Consider the following 16,055-nt stretch of genomic DNA (forward strand, 5'->3'; position numbering starts at 1 on the left):
TTACACCCCCGCCATCAATTCGGCAAACGCGGCCAGCTGGTCGGCCGGCGCATCGGTATCGTAGCGCTGCCGGTACAGGCGCCGGAAGATATCGTCCGGTTGCAGCTTGTCCAGCTGTTCCAGCGTTTGCGTGACTTCATCGAGCGATGGTGCGCGGCGCACGGACGAGGTGTCGATGCGGGCCAGCCGCACCGCCTTGTTGTCCAGCGCCGCTTCGATTTTCGCCCGCATGCCCGGCTGCGGCTGGTCCAGCAATACCCGTACTTCCACGTAGGGACGCGCTTCGAACGGCACGTCCGGCGGCGCCAGCGCCGCCAGGTGTTCCAGCACCTGTTCCAGTGGTGCCGGCTTTTCCGGCAGGCGCAGCATGTCGACCGCGCGCGGCACCGGCAGCGGCGTCACGGCGGCCGGCTGGCCGTCGTGCAAATCGATGCGCAATACCTGGTGCTGGTAATGCACTTCCGAGAACGACAGGGGCAGGGGACTGCCGCTGTAGCGGATGTGTGGCTGTTTGCCGACCGCTTGCGCCAGGTGCAAATGGCCCAGCGCCGCATAGGCGATCTCCGGCCCGAAGATGCCGGACGGCAGCATTTCCGTGCCGCCGATGACGATGCGGCGTTCCGATTCGTTCGACATTTCGCCACCCACCATGTGGCAATGGCCCATGGCGACGATGCTTTGTCCCGGCTGGCGGCGCGCCTGCGCCACGGCCAGCGTCTGCTGGTACAGCAGGGCGATGCCACCCAGGTAAGGGTCACCCGCCGGCTCGCCATCTTCGCTGGCGATGCGCGGCACGTCGGCCGGGCGCAGGAATGGCATGGCGATGCACCAGGCGGCGACCTGCCCATCCTTGCCCGTCAGCGGCAGTACCAGTTTTTCCACGTCAATGGATCCGTCATCATGGCGCGGCACATTGCCCACCACGCGCGTGCCATGCTCTTCCAGCAACGGACCGGGCGCATCGAGGCGGCCCGGCGAATCGTGGTTGCCTGCCACCACGATCACGTCCAGCTGCGGCGCGCGCTGTTTAGCCTGGCGCAGGAAGCGGTACAGCTGGCGCTGCGACGCGGCGGACGGGTTGGCATTGTCGAACACGTCGCCGCACACCAGCAGCGCGTCGGCCTGTTCGGACACGATGGTGTCCAGCAGCCAGTCGAGGAAGCACTGGTGTTCGTAGTGGCGGTCGTAATTGTGCAGCGACTGGCCCAGATGCCAGTCGGAAGTGTGCAGCAGGCGCATGGAGAAGCCGGTCAAACTTGCGGAAAAGCGCACAATATACTGCAAACTGCGCGCGGCCGGCATGAGGTAGTCGATATTACCTGCGTGGGAACGCGTTGACGGCAATCTCGTAGGGCGGTTTCCGCAATGCGGAAGCCGCCATGCGTGCAGACCCATGCTGCCAAAGCCAGCGGCGGCGTATGCACGGCGGCTTCCGCTGGCGCGGAAACCGCCCTACGGATGCCGCATTCAGGTGGGAGGTCAGGCCGCGTCGAGGTCGGGGATCAGCGCGCCGGAGCGGAACGTGTTGCGGCCCGCCTGCTTGGCCTGGTACAGCAGCATGTCGGCGCGGTTCAGCAGCTCGGCCGGGGTGACGTCTTCGCCCCGGTACCAGGTCAGGCCGATGCTGGTCGACACGTGCACGGTGATGTTATCCAGCACGAACGGCGCCTGCATGGCGACGACAATCTTGAACGCCGCCGCCTCGGCGTCTTCCGGCTTGCTGATGCGTTCCATGATGATGGTGAATTCGTCGCCACCGAGGCGGGCAATGGTGTCGGTGGCGCGCATCGCGTGCGCCAGGCGGCCCGAGAACGCTTTCAGCAGCGCGTCGCCCACGCTGTGGCCATAGGTGTCGTTGACGGGCTTGAAGCGGTCGATGTCCATGTACATGACAGCCATCAGGGCGCTGTTGTCGCGGCAATACTGCATGGTGTCGGACAGCTTTTGCTGGAAGCCGGCGCGGTTGGTCAGCCCCGTCAGCGCATCGACTTGCGACAGTTTCAGCAAGCGTTGCTGTTCGCGCTTTTGCGCCGTGATGTCTTGCCGCATCACATGGAAGCCCACCACGGCGGCGCCTTCCTCGTCGAATTGTGGAATGTAATTGACTTCGAAGGTGCGCACGATACCCGTGCTGTCGTCGTCTTCCTCGAATGCCAGCGGTTCGCCGGACAGCACGCGGCGGATATAGGGTTCGAGGAAGGCATAGCGCGGTTCGCCCACGGTGTCGCGCACGGTCTTGCCCATCACGTCCATGCCGCTGCGCGAAAACTCCCGTTCATAGGCGATATTGTTGAAGCGGTACACTTCGTCGTAATCGATGTAGGCGATCATGGCCGGCAGGGTGTCGGCAATGGTGCGCAGGCGCGCTTCGCTTTCGCGCAGCGCCATCACGGATTTGCGCATCAGCGTGATGTCGTCGAGGGTGCTGACGAAGCCTTCGATCCGGCCGTCGACGATAATGGGCGCCACTTTCATCGACGTCCACACGATGCGGCCGTCTGGATGCACGCAGCGCAACGTGTCCTGGAACGGTTCCAATGTGTCGCGCAAGTGCGCCAGCGCTTCCTTCAACACCACGCGGTCGTTCGGATGCACGGCGGCCATCCACTGATCGCCCAGCGCCTGCTCGCGCGTCAGGCCCGTGATGGATTCAAACGTGCGGTTGACGTACGTGCAATGGCCCTGGGCATCGGCGCGCAGCAAGCCCAGTGGCGACGCATCGTTGACGGCCTGCAGTTCCGCCTGCTGTTTGCGGGCGGCCAGTTCATCCCGCTTGCGCGACGTGATATTGCGGGTGGTGACAGCCACGCCGTCGTCGATGGCGACGATCTGGTGGCGCAGCCAGCGCGATTCGCTTTCCTGGCCGGGCAGGTTGTGCGTTTCGACTTCCTCTTCCAGCGGCATGCCGGTCTCCAGCACTTGCCGGTACTTGTCGATAAAGCCTTCGCTGCGCCACGTCGGCGCCAGTTCGCCGATGCGGTGGCCGACCGCGTCATCGTGGTGGTGGCCCAGCATGGCGGCGCCCCGTTCGTTGACGTCGGCCAGCGTGAAGTCGACCACCGCGCCATCGCGGTTGCGGCAAGCCTTGAGCAGGAACACGGCGTCGAGGCTGGCGTCCGCGGCCGCGCGCAATTTTTGCTGGGCCGCGTTGGCTTCTTCCATGCTGTCGCGCAGGCGCAGGCTTTGCTGCATCAGCAGCAGCGCAAAGATAAACACCAGGATCGAGGCGGCGGCCGCCACGCTGAAATACAGGCGGCGCTGGCGTTCGAAGCGGGCCATCGCATGCGTGACGGTATTGCCCACCACGGCCGTCAACTGGTAGCGCGGCATGTCGCGGAAACTGTAGATGCGGTCGACGCCGTCGAATGGATGGCGCAGCACCAGTTCGTCGGCGGAGCCGAAGGCATCCACCTTGGTGACGAAGTCGATGGTGTCGGTGATATACAACTGTTCGTCGACGCGGGCGATGGCCAGCCCGGAATCGCGGCTGACCAGCATCACCAGGCCGTTTTCCTCCACGTGCAGGCGGTCGTAATCCTCGATGAAATACGCGGGGTCGATCATCAGCATGATGATGCCGCCGAATTGCCCCTGGCGGTCGTTGACGCGGCGGGCAATCTGGATCAGCCATTTCGACGTTTGCGAATTGACCATGACGTTCGACGCGTGCGGACTGTCTTCGGCCGATTGCGACAGCGCCTGGAATACCGGCTCCACGCGGATATCGTCCTGGAAGATGCCATGCAGGCTGTCGACCAGTTTGCCGTCCGCGCCATACAGGGCAATCGGCAATTGCATCTTGGATGGCATCAGCGAATCGAGCAGGCCACCTTTGCGGGTGAATTCCGCCAGGCGCAAGGTACCGCCGGTTTCCTCGTATTTCAGCTTGAACAACTGGGTCGCATGGTCGCTCTGGCGCAGCAGGTGGCTGGCATTTTCTGCCAGCGTGCGCGACAGCGTTTGGGCGTGCACCACCGCTTCATGGCGGGCGCCCTGGTATTCCTGGTTGACCTGGTACACCACGGCGGTCCACATCGACACCAGGAGCACGAGCGCGAACGCGGGCAACAGTATCATCCGATACAGTTTGCGCAGGGTGTGTCGGATTGGGGTGTCGGTCTGGATCACATGGCCCCTTGTCAACGGCAGCCAGCCGGCCGCTCACTCATATAGGTATTCTGCACGCAAACGCATGGATTGAGGCTGGCCAAAGCAGATTTTTCGTTTCCGTGTACCAAAAGAGCTAAATGTTAGGGGAAACATTCCATGTTTCTTCATTAGAATAGCCCGCTGACCCCTTCGTGAAAAGGAAGCGCGCTTGACTGAATTGACCCTGACCGTGGCTGCCGCCCGCGCCCTGCACCTGGCGGCGCAGGGATTGTTGCAGCCGCGCCGCAAAAAGGCGCAAAAAGCCGATGTGCTGGACACCATCCGGCAAATGGCGATGTTGCAGATCGACACTATCCATGTCGTCGCGCGCAGCCCTTACCTGGTGCTGTGGAGCCGCCTGGGCGACTACCCGCCGGCATGGCTGGAGCAATTGCTGGAAGAGGGCGCACTGTTCGAATACTGGGCGCACGAGGCGTGTTTCGTGCCGATCGAGGATTACGGCCTGTACCGGCACCGCATGCTGGACCCGGCCGCCATGGGCTGGAAATATTCGGAAACATGGATGCGGGAACGGCGCGCCGACGTCGACGCGGTGCTGGACCATATCCGCAGGCACGGCCCCGTGAAATCGTCGGACTTCGAACGCCAGGATGGGCAGGGCGGCGGCTGGTGGCAGTGGAAGCCGGAAAAGCGTTCGCTGGAAGTGCTGTTCACGGCGGGACAATTGATGATTGCGCGGCGCCACAATTTCCAGCGCGTGTATGACTTGGCCGAGCGGGTGTTGCCGGACTGGGACGATAAACGGCACATGCCGGCCATGGACGACGTGCGCCGCACGTTCGTGCTGAAAACCGTGAAATCGCTGGGCCTGGCGCGGGCGTCGTGGATTGCCGATTATTTCAGGACCAAGCCGCCACGGCTGGACCCGGAAGCGCTGGTGGCCGAAGGCGCGCTGTTGCGGGCCCGCGTGCAGGGCTGGGATGACCCGGTGTATATCCATCCGGACCTGGCCGACCTGGCGGCGGGCGCCGCGCAGGGCGGCCTGGCGGCCACCGCGACGACGATATTGTCGCCGTTCGATCCGGTGGTATGGGACCGCCGCCGCGCGCTGGATTTATTCGATTTCGATTACCGTCTCGAATGCTATACGCCGGCGGAAAAACGCCGCTATGGTTATTTCACGTTGCCGATCCTGCGCCGTGGCGCGCTGGTGGGCCGGGTCGACGCCAAGGCCCACCGGCGCGAACAGGTATTCGAACTGAAGTCGGTGGCGCTGGAACCGGGCGTGAAAGTCAGCGACCGTTTCGTGCGCGACGTGGCGGGCGCCTTGCAGCGCTGCGCCAACTGGCACGGCTGCCCGCAGGTGCGGGTGGCGGCCAGCGAGCCGGCGGCATTTGCCGCCGTGCTGCAAGCGGCGCTGAGCACTGCCGCGCAGGAGGCGCCATGATGCTGCCTTCCGCCCCCCCGGCCATCGTGGGCGCCGACGGCATGCCGCTGCTGGGCCGTTTTGCCGGCCAGGCAGCGCAATTCGACTGGCAGCGTCTGGCCGGCAGCCATGCGCGGGGCGCGCTGTGGCGGCGCTTCCACCACAAGAAATGGCATTATGTGGCGCTGGCCACGGACGACGTGTTTTGCGCCGTGGCGATTGTCGACCTGGGCTGGATCAGTTCCTGTTTCGCCTATGCGTTCGATCGCAAGGATGAAGACATGCTGGCCAATTTTTCGCAGGAAGGCTTGCCCGGCATCGCGGCCAGGGTGGCGGACCATGCGGGCGGGCGCAGCACCTTCAAGGCAAAAGGCACGCGCATCGCCATCGATCACGCGGGCGACGGGCGCTACAGCCTGGAACTGGTGTCGCCGTACCTGGAAATCGACGCGCAATTCGGGCCGCCCACGGCGCCGCTGCTGCTGGCCACGGGGCCGATCGACGGCGGTTCCGTGCATGCCACGCAAAAGTCGTCCGGCATGCCGCTCACGGGCGAAGTGCGCTTGTGGCGGGGCGAGTATCAGCTCGATGGCGGCGTGGCCAGCTTTGACTATTCGAACGGCTTGCTGGCCAGGAATACCGCGTGGCGCTGGGCGTCCGGCCACAGCCTGGAACTGGGGTTCAATTTGCAGGCCGGGTATTTCGGTGCCAATGAAAATGCGCTGTGGCTCGATGGCCAGGTGTATCCGCTGGCGGCCGCGCATTTTGTCTATGACCGCCACGATCCGCTGTCGACGTGGCATATCTTTACGGAAGACGATTTGCTGGAACTGTTTTTCACGCCGGAAGGGGCGCGGCGGCAGGACAAGAACCTGGTGATCGCCGCCAGCAAGTATTTGCAACCGATCGGCACGTTTACCGGCTGGGTGCGTGCCAGCGCGGATGCGCCCAAGCGCGTCGTCAGCAATCTGGCGGGAGTGACGGAAGACCATACATCGAAGTGGTGAGGAGGCCGTGCCATGAGCATCAGGAATTTCCCGAAATTGTTCGATCCAGGGTCGGTGGCCGTGATTGGCGCGTCGCAGCAAGCGGGACGTCTCGGCACGGTCGTGCTGAACCATATGGCCGAAGGCGGCTATGCCGGCGCGCTGTGGCCCGTCAACCCGAAATACGACACGCTGCTGGGCATTCCCTGCTACGCGGGCGTGGAGCGGCTGCCGGGCGCGCCGGACCTGGCCGTGATTTGCACGCCGCCCGCCACCGTGCCGGACTTGATTACCCAGCTGGGCAAATTGGGCACGCGCGCGGCCGTGGTGCTGACGCCGGGGCTGGAGCGGGAAACCCGCTGGGATGGCACGACCTTGCAGCAAGCCATGCTCGATGCGGCCAAGCCGTATTTGCTGCGCATCCTGGGCCCCGGTGGCGTGGGCTTGCTGGCGCCGGCCAGCGGCCTGAATGCGAGCCTGGCGCCGTCGCGCCTGCCGGCCGGGCGCATCGCCTTCCTGTCCGAATCGGACGCCGTCATGACGGCCGCGCTGGATTGGGCGCACCTGCACGACGTCGGCTACGCCAAGTGCGTATCGCTGGGCGGGCGCGGCGACATCGACCTGGGCGATTTGCTCGATTATCTGGCCGATGACGACGATACGGGCGCGATCCTGATGTACGTGGAATCGGTGGTGTGCGCCCGCAAATTCATGACGGCGGGGCGCATCGCGTCGCGCGCCAAGCCGGTCATCGTGCTGAAACCGGGCGGCCCCGGCGACGACGTGTATGACGCGGCCTTCCGCCGCGCCGGCATGCTGCGCGTGCATGCGACGGAGGATTTGTTCGATGCGGCCGAAACCCTGTCCCGCGCCAGGCCGCTGCGGGGCGAAACGCTGGCGATCGTCTGCAATGGCGGCGCGCTGGCCCGCATCGCCGCCGATACGCTGGAACAGGCGGATGGCAAGCTGGCGGGTGACCCCGTGATCCTGCCGATCGATGCGCCGGCGGACGCGTTTGTGACGGCCTTGCAGGCGCTCCTGGCGCCAGCCGCTGGCGCACCGGTGCCGGATGCGGTGCTGCTGCTGTTCGCACCGTCGTACGCGGTCGATGCGGCCGCCGTGGCCGGGGCGCTGGTGGCGCCGGTGCAGGCATCGGGAAAGAACGTCCTGTCGTGCTGGCTGGGCGGCGCCACGATGGCGCCCGCGCGGCAGGTCTTTGCGCAGGCCGGCCTGCCCACGTATGACACGCCGGAGCAGGCGGTGCACGGCTTCATGCAACTGGTGCAATACCGGCGCAACCAGGACCAGCTGAACCAGGTGCCGGGCGCCTTGCCGCGCGCCAGCCGTCCGGAGCGGGACGCCGCGCACGAGTTGATTGCCCGCGCCCTGAAACAGGGCCGTACCCGCGTCGACGGCGCGGATGCCTGCGCCGTGCTGGGCGCCTATGGCATCACGGTGGCCGAACCCGGCGCCGCGCCGGGCGCGCGGCTGGGGCGGGCGCTGGCGCATGAACTGGCCATTACCGTGGAAACCGACGCCATGTTCGGCCCCGTGATCCGGTTCGGCCGGGGCGGCGGTGCTGCCGAGCTGGTTTCCGGGCTGGCCGACGAGCACGCGGTCGGCTTGCCGCCGCTGAACATGGTGCTGGCGCGGGACCTGGTGGAGCGCACCCGCGTGGCGCGGGCGCTGGCCGGTGTGCGGCGCGGGACCCGGCTGCGGCCCGCGGCCGATATCGACGCCCTGTGCCATGCACTGATCCAGGTGTCGGACCTGGTGGCCGATACCGCCGAACTGGTGTCGCTGACGCTCGATCCGCTGCTGGCCGATGCGCAGGGCGTGCTGGCGCTGGACGCCGTGCTGGAACTGGGGCCGCCGCGCGCCAGCCATGCGCAGGCGATCCGCCCCTATCCGCAGGAACTGGAACAGGTGGTGGACTGGCAGGGCGCGCCGCTGGTGCTGCGCCCGATCCGCCCGGAAGACACGCCGCAGCACCGTGAATTTTTCAGCCGCCTGCATCCCGAAGACGTGCGCCTGCGCTTCTTTTCGCCGCTGCGCGAGCTGCACCCGAACCAGCTGGCGCGCCTGACGCAAATCGATTACGACCGCGCCATGGCGTTCATCGCGTCGCGCACCACGGCGGCGGGCGCCCCCGAAACCCTGGGTGTGGTGCGCGCTGTTGCAGATCCGGACAACAGAAAGGCGGAATTTGCCATTTTGGTACGATCTGACTTGAAGGGAATGGGTCTAGGCGCTATCCTGTTTCAAAAGCTGGTCGACTACTTCCGCGGCCGGGGCACTGCGGAACTAGTCGGCGAAGCATTGTCTGAGAATAGCGGTATTCAGCAGCTGGTGCGCCGCTTCGGCGGTACCGTCAGTCCTTCGCTGGAACCGGGCATGGCCGATCTTCGGATCAGGTTGCAAGTCTCTTGATGGTTTGTTCAATGTCAAAGAAGTAGCAGTCGCAAGTCTTTACACTTTTACTTCCGCCTCTCGCTGTGTTGAGTGATTCTTGCTTGGAGTAAAGATGTTAACGGCCACTTATACTTTGGTAGCTCTCTCGGTAGAGCAAGCTAATATCCGCGTCAGCCTGCAATCGTTTCAAAAATATGTGCAAGCCACGTTGCTGCGGCAACATGGCATGTCGCTTAATCAGCTCGAGTTCGCTTACGAATCGCTGAACCGCCTGTATCAGGCATGCCACTGGCGCAAGATCGAGATGTACCTGATCCCCGCCATCCGCCAGGCCACGCAGCAGGCCGATCAATTGCTGGAAGAACTGGGACGCCTGAACGACACGGCGCTCAACGTGATCCGCTCGTTGCAGGAACAAGTCGCGAAATCGCAGCGGGACAATGAAGCGTGTGGCGAAGAAATCGCTGAACGCATCGATGACTTCTGCGACTCCATGCTGAACCGGCTGGACAAGGAAGAAAAGGAATTGTTCAACCTCGCCCGCTCGACCATCGGCGGCGAAGCCTGGTTTGCCATCGCCAACCAGTTCCTGCTGCACGATGCGCACGTGGCGGAAGCCCGCCGCTGCCGCGGTGCGTTGCCGGCACCCGCCGAGCAATTGCTGCTGGCCGAGCCCGATGACAATGTCATCGACCTGGTGCCGGTGCTGGCGGCGCTGCCGGTCGCCATGCCGGACGATGAGCTGGAAACCAGCATTCCAGTTTCTGAACTGCAATACCAACGGCGCGCATCCGCACGCCGGGCCATGATGGAATAGCGGGCGTCGCCCGCTGGAATGACCTCCATGGGGCGAATCCGGGTGGCCGCCAAAGCAAAACGCGTTACTTTGCTATCATGGTGGTTTTAGATCCTCCGGTAGCCCATTATGTTCGAATTCCTCTTCAAACGTCCCGGCGACAAGCCGTCCGATCAGCAAGCCAATCCGGAGCAGGCCGCAGCCAGCGCTGCGGCCGCTGCGCAAGCTGAGCAGACTGCTGCCCGCCGTGCCGCCCAGCTGGAGCGGGCGAAGGCGTTGGGGGACGATGAAGCGGGCGCCGTCGACCTGATCCTGCAAAGCGAATTTGCCGACGTGCGCCTGGCTGCGGCCGAGCACGTCCACAACCAGGCCCAGCTGGAAAAAGTCCAGCAAGCGATGCGCAACACGGACCGCCGCGTCGCCAAACTCGTGCAAGGCCGTCTCGACGCTTTGCGCCACCAGCAGGCGGAACAGCGCCAGGCGGAAGCAACCATCGCGTCGGCCCGCAAGCTGCTGCAAGATGAAAAACTCAATCCCAACCAAGTAGCCGAGCTGGACCGCTTATGGAAAGTCATCGCGGCCGGTCCCGCGTTGGCCGAGGAATTCGGCACCGTGCGCGCCGCGCTGGGCAAGCGCCTGGAAGAGCAAATGGCGTTGCAGCGCGCCGCGCTGGACGCGCTGGCGGCGGTGCGCCGCATCGCGGCCGGCCAGTTGCCGGACGGCGCCACGGCCGACGCCGTGCCCGCGCTGCTCGATGCGCTGGCGGCCGACCATGCAATCCGCGTGGCGTCGCCGGAAAAGGAATCGCTGCCGCGCCACTTGCTGACCGACTTCGACACGGCGCTGGCCGCCGCCCGCGCGGGCCAGGAAGCCGTCAGCGCGCGCCGCGCGGCGCTGGCCGGATGGCAAGCGCAGGACGTTGCGGCGTTGAACGCGGACGAAATGAAGCGCGGCTGGCAAGCGCTGCCGAAAGTCGCCGATGCGGCCGTGGCGGCCGCGCTGCAGCAGGAATTCGATGCGCTGCTGGCCAGCGTGCCGGCGCCGGTGCGCGTGAAGGAAGAAGCGCACCCGCAAAAAGCGCAGAAAGAGCACAAGGAACCCAAGGAGCATAAGGATCAGCCGCACGCCGCGAAGGCGGATGCGCGCAAGGAATCGCCGGCGGCGCAGGAAGCCAACCGCGAAGCCAACCGCCATTTCATGTCGATTGTCGACCAGATGGAAGAGGCGCTGTCGCAAGGACAGCTGCATATCGCAGCCGACCACGACAAGGTGTTGAAAGAAACCAAGACCGGACGGTTGTCGACGGCGCAGGCGGACCGCCTGGCCCACATCCGGGCGGAATTGAAGCGCCTGGGCGACTGGGCCCGCTGGGGCGGCAATGTGTCGCGCGAAGAGCTCGTGAAAGCCGTCGAGGAATTGCCGGCGCAAAAGCTGTCGATGCCGGAACTGGCCAAGAAAGTCGGCAGCATGCGCGAACGGTGGAAAGCGCTGGACAGCGTGTCCGGCGCCGCGCCGAAATCGCTGTGGGAACGCTTCGATACGGCGTGCACCACGGCCTATGCGCCCGCCGCCGCGCACTTCAAGCATTTGGCGGACGAGCGCCACACCAATGCCGCCCGGGCCGAAGTCATGATTTCCGAAGTGGAAAAAATGGCGGCGGAGCTGGCCGGTGAAGAACCGAATTTCAAGGGACTGGCCGCGGCCGCGCAGCGTTTGCGCCAGGCGTGGGGGCGCCTGGGCGCGATTGACCGCAAGGAAAAGAAAAAGCTCGATACTGCGTTCGACAAGGCCATGGCCATGATGATGGGCCCGCTGGAAGAACAGCGCCGCATCGAAGTGGCCCGCCGCGAGCAATTGATTGCCGAGACGGAAAAGCTGAACCCGACCGACCGCCATACGCTGGACACCGTGCGCCACCTGCAGGAACAGTGGCAGGAATTCGCCCGTGCGCTGCCGCTGGATCGCAAGCAGGAACAGGCGCTGTGGCAGCGTTTCCGTGGCGCCTGCGATGCGATCTTTGCCGCGCGCAAGGAATCGGCCCATGCTGCCGACCACGAACGCAAGGCCCACCTGCACGTGCGGGAAGATATTTGCGCACAGCTGGAAAACGCCGTGTTCACCGGCGACGACAAGGCGCAAATGGCGGCCATCACCAAGGCGCTGCGCGATGCCGCGCAAGCCTGGCATGCGTCCGGCCACGTGCCGCGCGCCAGCGAAGCGAAAATCGATGGCCGCTATAAAGCCGCCATTGCGGCAGTCCAGGCCCAGGCCGATGCGATCCGCAAGCGCGCCGGCGCGGCCCAGGCTAACGCGTTGCGCGACAAGCTGCGCCTGACGCAGGCGCTGGAAACGGCCATCACGGCGGATGAAGCCATCGATGGCGACGACTGGGAAGGCCGCTGGAAAGCGTTGCCGGCCTTGCCGGCCGAATATGAACGCGCGTTGCACGGCCGCTTTGCGGCAGGCATCGCGGCCGCCGCCGATGCGGCCAAGCGCAGCGCGTATGCGGCCCGCCTGGAACAGGCGCGCGCCACGTTGCTGAGTGAAGTGTTGCGCCTGGAAATCGTTGCCGGCGTGGACAGTGGCGCCGAGTTTGCCCGCGACCGCCTGAAAATGCAGGTCGAAGTGTTGCAATCGTCGTTGAAGTCCGGCCAGAAACCCCTGACGCAGGCCGCGCAATTCCTGCAACTGTGCGCCATGCCGGCGCTGGCTGATGCCCGCACGGCGTCCCGTATCGAGCAATTGTTCCGCCGGATCGGCGCGGATGCGAAATGACGGCGTTCTTTAACCAGGTCCGGGTCCAGGCCGAAGATTTCGATGTGGCGTACGAGCTGGCGCAATTGCGCGCCGGTAATGCCAAGGTGGGCGGCATCGTGAGTTTTGTCGGGACCGTACGCGACTTGAACGAAGGCGCGCACGTGGCGGAAATGGAACTCGAGCATTATCCCGGCATGACGGAACAGTCGATCGCCGCCATTATCGGCCAGGCGCAGCAGCGCTGGCCGATTTACGGCGCGCTGGTGATCCACCGCATCGGCCCCTTGAAGCCGCTGGACCAGATCGTGCTGGTGGCGGTCACGTCCGCGCACCGGGGCGAAGCGTTTGCTGCTTGCGAATTCATCATTGATTATCTGAAAACCGAGGCGCCGTTCTGGAAGAAAGAACAGACCCCGGAAGGCGCCCGCTGGGTCGATGCGCGGGTCAGCGACGATGCTGCGCTGAAGAAATGGCAGGAGTAATGTTGAAGTGACTTGAAATGCCGTCATACAGCCTTACCTTGTCCGCAAGAGATCACACATCACTGACCTGGAGCGGCACACCATGCGGCAAGACAAACTCACAACAAAGTTACAAGAAGCCCTGGCCGACGCGCAAAGCCTGGCCGTCGGCAATGACAATCCCTATATTGAACCGCTGCACCTGCTGTCGGCCCTGATCAACCAGGACGACGGCGGCGCCCGTTCGCTGTTGCAGCGCGCCGGCGTCAACCTGGGCGGCCTGACCAATGCCATCAAGAGCGGCCTGGAGCGCTTGCCCAAAGTGTCCGGCAACAGCGGCGACGTGCAAGCCAGCCGCGAATTCATCGGCGTGCTGAACCTGGCGGACAAGGAAGCGCAAAAGCGCGCCGACCAGTTCGTGTCGAGCGAAATGGTGTTGCTGGCGCTGACGGACGACAAGTCCGACGCGGGCCGCCTGGCCCGTGAAAACGGCCTGACCCGCAAGTCGCTGGAAGCGGCCATCGATACCGTGCGCGGTGGCGCCAAGGTGGATTCGCAGGAAGCGGAAGGCCAGCGCGAAGCGCTGAAGAAATACACGCTGGACCTGACGGAACGGGCGCGCCAGGGCAAGCTGGACCCCGTGATCGGCCGCGACGATGAAATCCGCCGCGCGATCCAGGTCTTGCAGCGCCGTACCAAGAACAATCCCGTGCTGATCGGCGAACCCGGCGTCGGCAAGACCGCCATCGTCGAAGGCCTGGCGCAGCGCATCGTCAACAACGAAGTGCCGGACTCGCTGCGCGGCAAGCGCGTATTGTCGCTGGACATGGCGGCCCTGCTGGCGGGCGCCAAGTACCGCGGCGAATTCGAAGAGCGCCTGAAGGCCGTGCTGAAGGAACTGGCGATGGATGAAGGCCAGACCATCGTGTTCATCGACGAATTGCACACCATGGTGGGCGCGGGCAAGGCCGAAGGCGCGATGGATGCGGGCAATATGCTGAAACCCGCGCTGGCACGCGGCGAGCTGCACTGTGTGGGCGCCACCACCCTGGACGAATACCGCAAATACATCGAGAAAGATGCCGCGCTGGAGCGCCGCTTCCAGAAAATCCTGGTTGACGAACCGACGGTGGAAGCGACCATCGCGATCCTGCGCGGCTTGCAGGACAAGTATGAGCTGCACCACAAGGTGGCCATCACCGATCCCGCCATCATTGCCGCCGCCGAACTGTCGCACCGCTATATCACTGACCGCTTCCTGCCGGACAAGGCGATCGACCTGATCGACGAAGCCGCATCGAAGATCAAGATCGAGATCGATTCCAAGCCGGAAGTGATGGACAAGCTGGAACGCCGCCTGATCCAGCTGAAGATCGAGAAGGAAGCCGTCAAGAAGGAAAAGGACGACGCGTCGCGCCGCCGCCTGGACTTGATCGACGAGGAAATCGCGAAACTGCAGCGCGAGTACAACGACTTCGAAGAAGTGCTGAAGGCGGAAAAAGCCAACGTGCAGGGCACCACCCACATCAAGGAAGAAATCGAACGCATCCGCCAGCAGATGGAGGAAGCCACGCGCGCGTCGAACTGGCAGCGCGTGTCGGAATTGCAATACGGCCAGTTGCCGCAGCTGGAGGCACAGTTGAAGCAGGCCGAATCGGCGGCCGGCGGTGCGCAGGCGGCCGACAAGCCGAAGCTGTTGCGCACGCAAGTGGGGGCGGAAGAAATCGCTGAAGTGGTGTCGCGCGCCACCGGCATTCCCGTGTCGCGCATGATGCAGGGCGAGCGCGACAAGCTGCTGCACATCGAGGAAAAACTGCACGAGCGCGTGGTGGGGCAGGATGAAGCCATCAATGCGGTGGCTGATGCCATCCGCCGTTCCCGCGCGGGCCTGGCGGACCCGAACCGTCCGTATGGTTCGTTCATGTTCCTCGGCCCGACCGGCGTCGGCAAGACCGAGCTGACCAAGGCGCTGGCATCGTTCCTGTTCGACTCGGAAGATTCGCTGATCCGCCTCGACATGAGCGAATTCATGGAAAAACATTCGGTGGCACGCCTGATCGGCGCGCCGCCCGGCTATGTGGGCTACGACGAAGGCGGCTACCTGACGGAGGCCGTGCGCCGCAAGCCGTACAGCGTGATCCTGCTCGATGAAGTGGAAAAGGCGCACCACGATGTCTTCAACGTGCTGTTGCAAGTGCTGGACGATGGCCGCATGACCGACGGCCAGGGCCGCACGGTGGACTTCAAGAATACCGTGATCATCATGACGTCGAACCTGGGTTCGCAAAAAATCCAGTCGATGGAAGATTCCGACCCGGCGCTGGTCAAGCTGTCCGTGATGGCGGAAGTGCGTTCCCACTTCCGTCCGGAATTCATCAACCGCATCGATGAAATCGTCGTGTTCCATGGCCTGGACGACAAGAACATCGGCGCAATTGCGAAGATCCAGCTGAAGATCCTGGAACAGCGCTTGAACCGCATGGACATGGGCTTCAACGTGTCCGACGCGGCGCTGCAAAAGATCGCGGAAGCGGGCTACGACCCGGTGTACGGCGCGCGGCCGCTGAAGCGCGCCGTCCAGCAGGGCATCGAAAACCCGCTGTCGAAACTGATCCTGGAGGGCCGCTTCGGTCCGAAAGATACGATCAAGGTCGACGTCAGCAATGGCGAACTGACGTTCGCCAAGTAAGCGTGGCGCAGGGAAGGCGGCCTGACGATATCAGGCCGCCTTCCGGCGTCCGTCCCGCTCCGCAAAGTCTTCCACTTCATAGCGCGCCAGGAAGCCTGCCGCTTCCATGCCTGCGATCGCCACCGGCTGGCCGCTGGCCGACACCCCTTCGATCACCCGCTTGACATAGGCGCCCAGCGATTGCCGCGTGGTGCACTTTTGCCGCATCGGGTAGCTGCCCGTCACCGTATAGCCGTCCAGGTATTCGATTTCAAAATCGCATTCGGCGCTCGGCTGCATGGCGGCCGCCCAGTTTTTCAGCAGCTTGTCCGCTGCCACGAACGAACCCAGCACCGCCATCGTGCAGCTGCGCTGCTGGCGGATACGGATCTTGGCCACACCGACTTTCTCTTCCATGTGCTTGATGCGCATATACCTC

General features: G+C 64.4%; 10 protein-coding genes. 7 read left to right on the forward strand and 3 right to left on the reverse strand.

The genetic code is table 11. The features are described 5' to 3' along the window. Together GJ700_RS09270 and GJ700_RS09275 are read right to left on the reverse strand one after the other, a co-directional pair. Entirely contained in the window at window positions 1-1,239 is a 1,239-nt protein-coding gene (locus GJ700_RS09270; protein ID WP_154372949.1) for an exonuclease SbcCD subunit D C-terminal domain-containing protein, read from the reverse strand. Between the two features lie 240 nt (window positions 1,240-1,479). Next, complete coding sequence (locus tag GJ700_RS09275) at window positions 1,480-4,077, reverse strand: sensor domain-containing diguanylate cyclase (protein ID WP_154372951.1); 2,598 nt, start codon at window positions 4,075-4,077, stop codon at window positions 1,480-1,482. 241 nt (window positions 4,078-4,318) lie between these two features. On the opposite strand from GJ700_RS09275, the gene GJ700_RS09280 reads away from it, so the two are divergent. The 7 genes from GJ700_RS09280 to clpB all read left to right on the forward strand — a co-directional run bounded on the left by GJ700_RS09280 (window position 4,319) and on the right by clpB (window position 15,637). After that, the gene (locus GJ700_RS09280) at window positions 4,319-5,557 is read left to right on the forward strand and encodes a winged helix-turn-helix domain-containing protein (RefSeq protein ID WP_154372953.1); all 1,239 of its coding nucleotides are present in this window, start codon (window positions 4,319-4,321) and stop codon (window positions 5,555-5,557) included. Continuing rightward, window positions 5,554-6,543: a DUF2804 domain-containing protein gene (locus tag GJ700_RS09285; protein WP_154372955.1), complete on the forward strand. Its 990-nt coding sequence runs from the start codon at window positions 5,554-5,556 to the stop codon at window positions 6,541-6,543. Before GJ700_RS09280 ends, GJ700_RS09285 begins: the two co-directional genes overlap by 4 nt. Before the next feature lie 12 nt (window positions 6,544-6,555). Continuing rightward, window positions 6,556-8,952 carry a bifunctional acetate--CoA ligase family protein/GNAT family N-acetyltransferase gene (locus GJ700_RS09290; protein ID WP_154372957.1) on the forward strand — a complete coding sequence of 799 codons (2,397 nt, stop codon included), beginning with the start codon at window positions 6,556-6,558 and terminating at the stop codon, window positions 8,950-8,952. Between the two features lie 208 nt (window positions 8,953-9,160). After that, a complete protein-coding gene (locus tag GJ700_RS09295; RefSeq protein WP_195763839.1) occupies window positions 9,161-9,751 on the forward strand; it encodes a hemerythrin domain-containing protein in 591 nt (196 codons plus the stop codon). Between the two features lie 108 nt (window positions 9,752-9,859). Continuing rightward, window positions 9,860-12,505 carry a DUF349 domain-containing protein gene (locus GJ700_RS09300; RefSeq protein ID WP_154372961.1) on the forward strand — a complete coding sequence of 882 codons (2,646 nt, stop codon included), beginning with the start codon at window positions 9,860-9,862 and terminating at the stop codon, window positions 12,503-12,505. Further along, a complete protein-coding gene (gene moaE, locus GJ700_RS09305; protein WP_154372963.1) occupies window positions 12,502-12,969 on the forward strand; it encodes a molybdopterin synthase catalytic subunit MoaE in 468 nt (155 codons plus the stop codon). Before GJ700_RS09300 ends, moaE begins: the two co-directional genes overlap by 4 nt. 82 nt (window positions 12,970-13,051) lie before the next feature. Then, window positions 13,052-15,637: an ATP-dependent chaperone ClpB gene (clpB, locus tag GJ700_RS09310; protein WP_154372965.1), complete on the forward strand. Its 2,586-nt coding sequence runs from the start codon at window positions 13,052-13,054 to the stop codon at window positions 15,635-15,637. Between the two features lie 30 nt (window positions 15,638-15,667). Here clpB and GJ700_RS09315 read toward each other — a convergent pair whose 3' ends face one another. Beyond that, window positions 15,668-16,048, reverse strand: a complete 381-nt coding sequence (locus GJ700_RS09315) for a hypothetical protein (RefSeq protein ID WP_154372966.1) — start codon at window positions 16,046-16,048, stop codon at window positions 15,668-15,670. Window positions 16,049-16,055: the final 7 nt, after the last annotated feature.

This window comes from Pseudoduganella rivuli (genome assembly GCF_009674485.1).
Classification (GTDB): Bacteria; Pseudomonadota; Gammaproteobacteria; order Burkholderiales; family Burkholderiaceae_D; genus Rugamonas; species Rugamonas rivuli_B.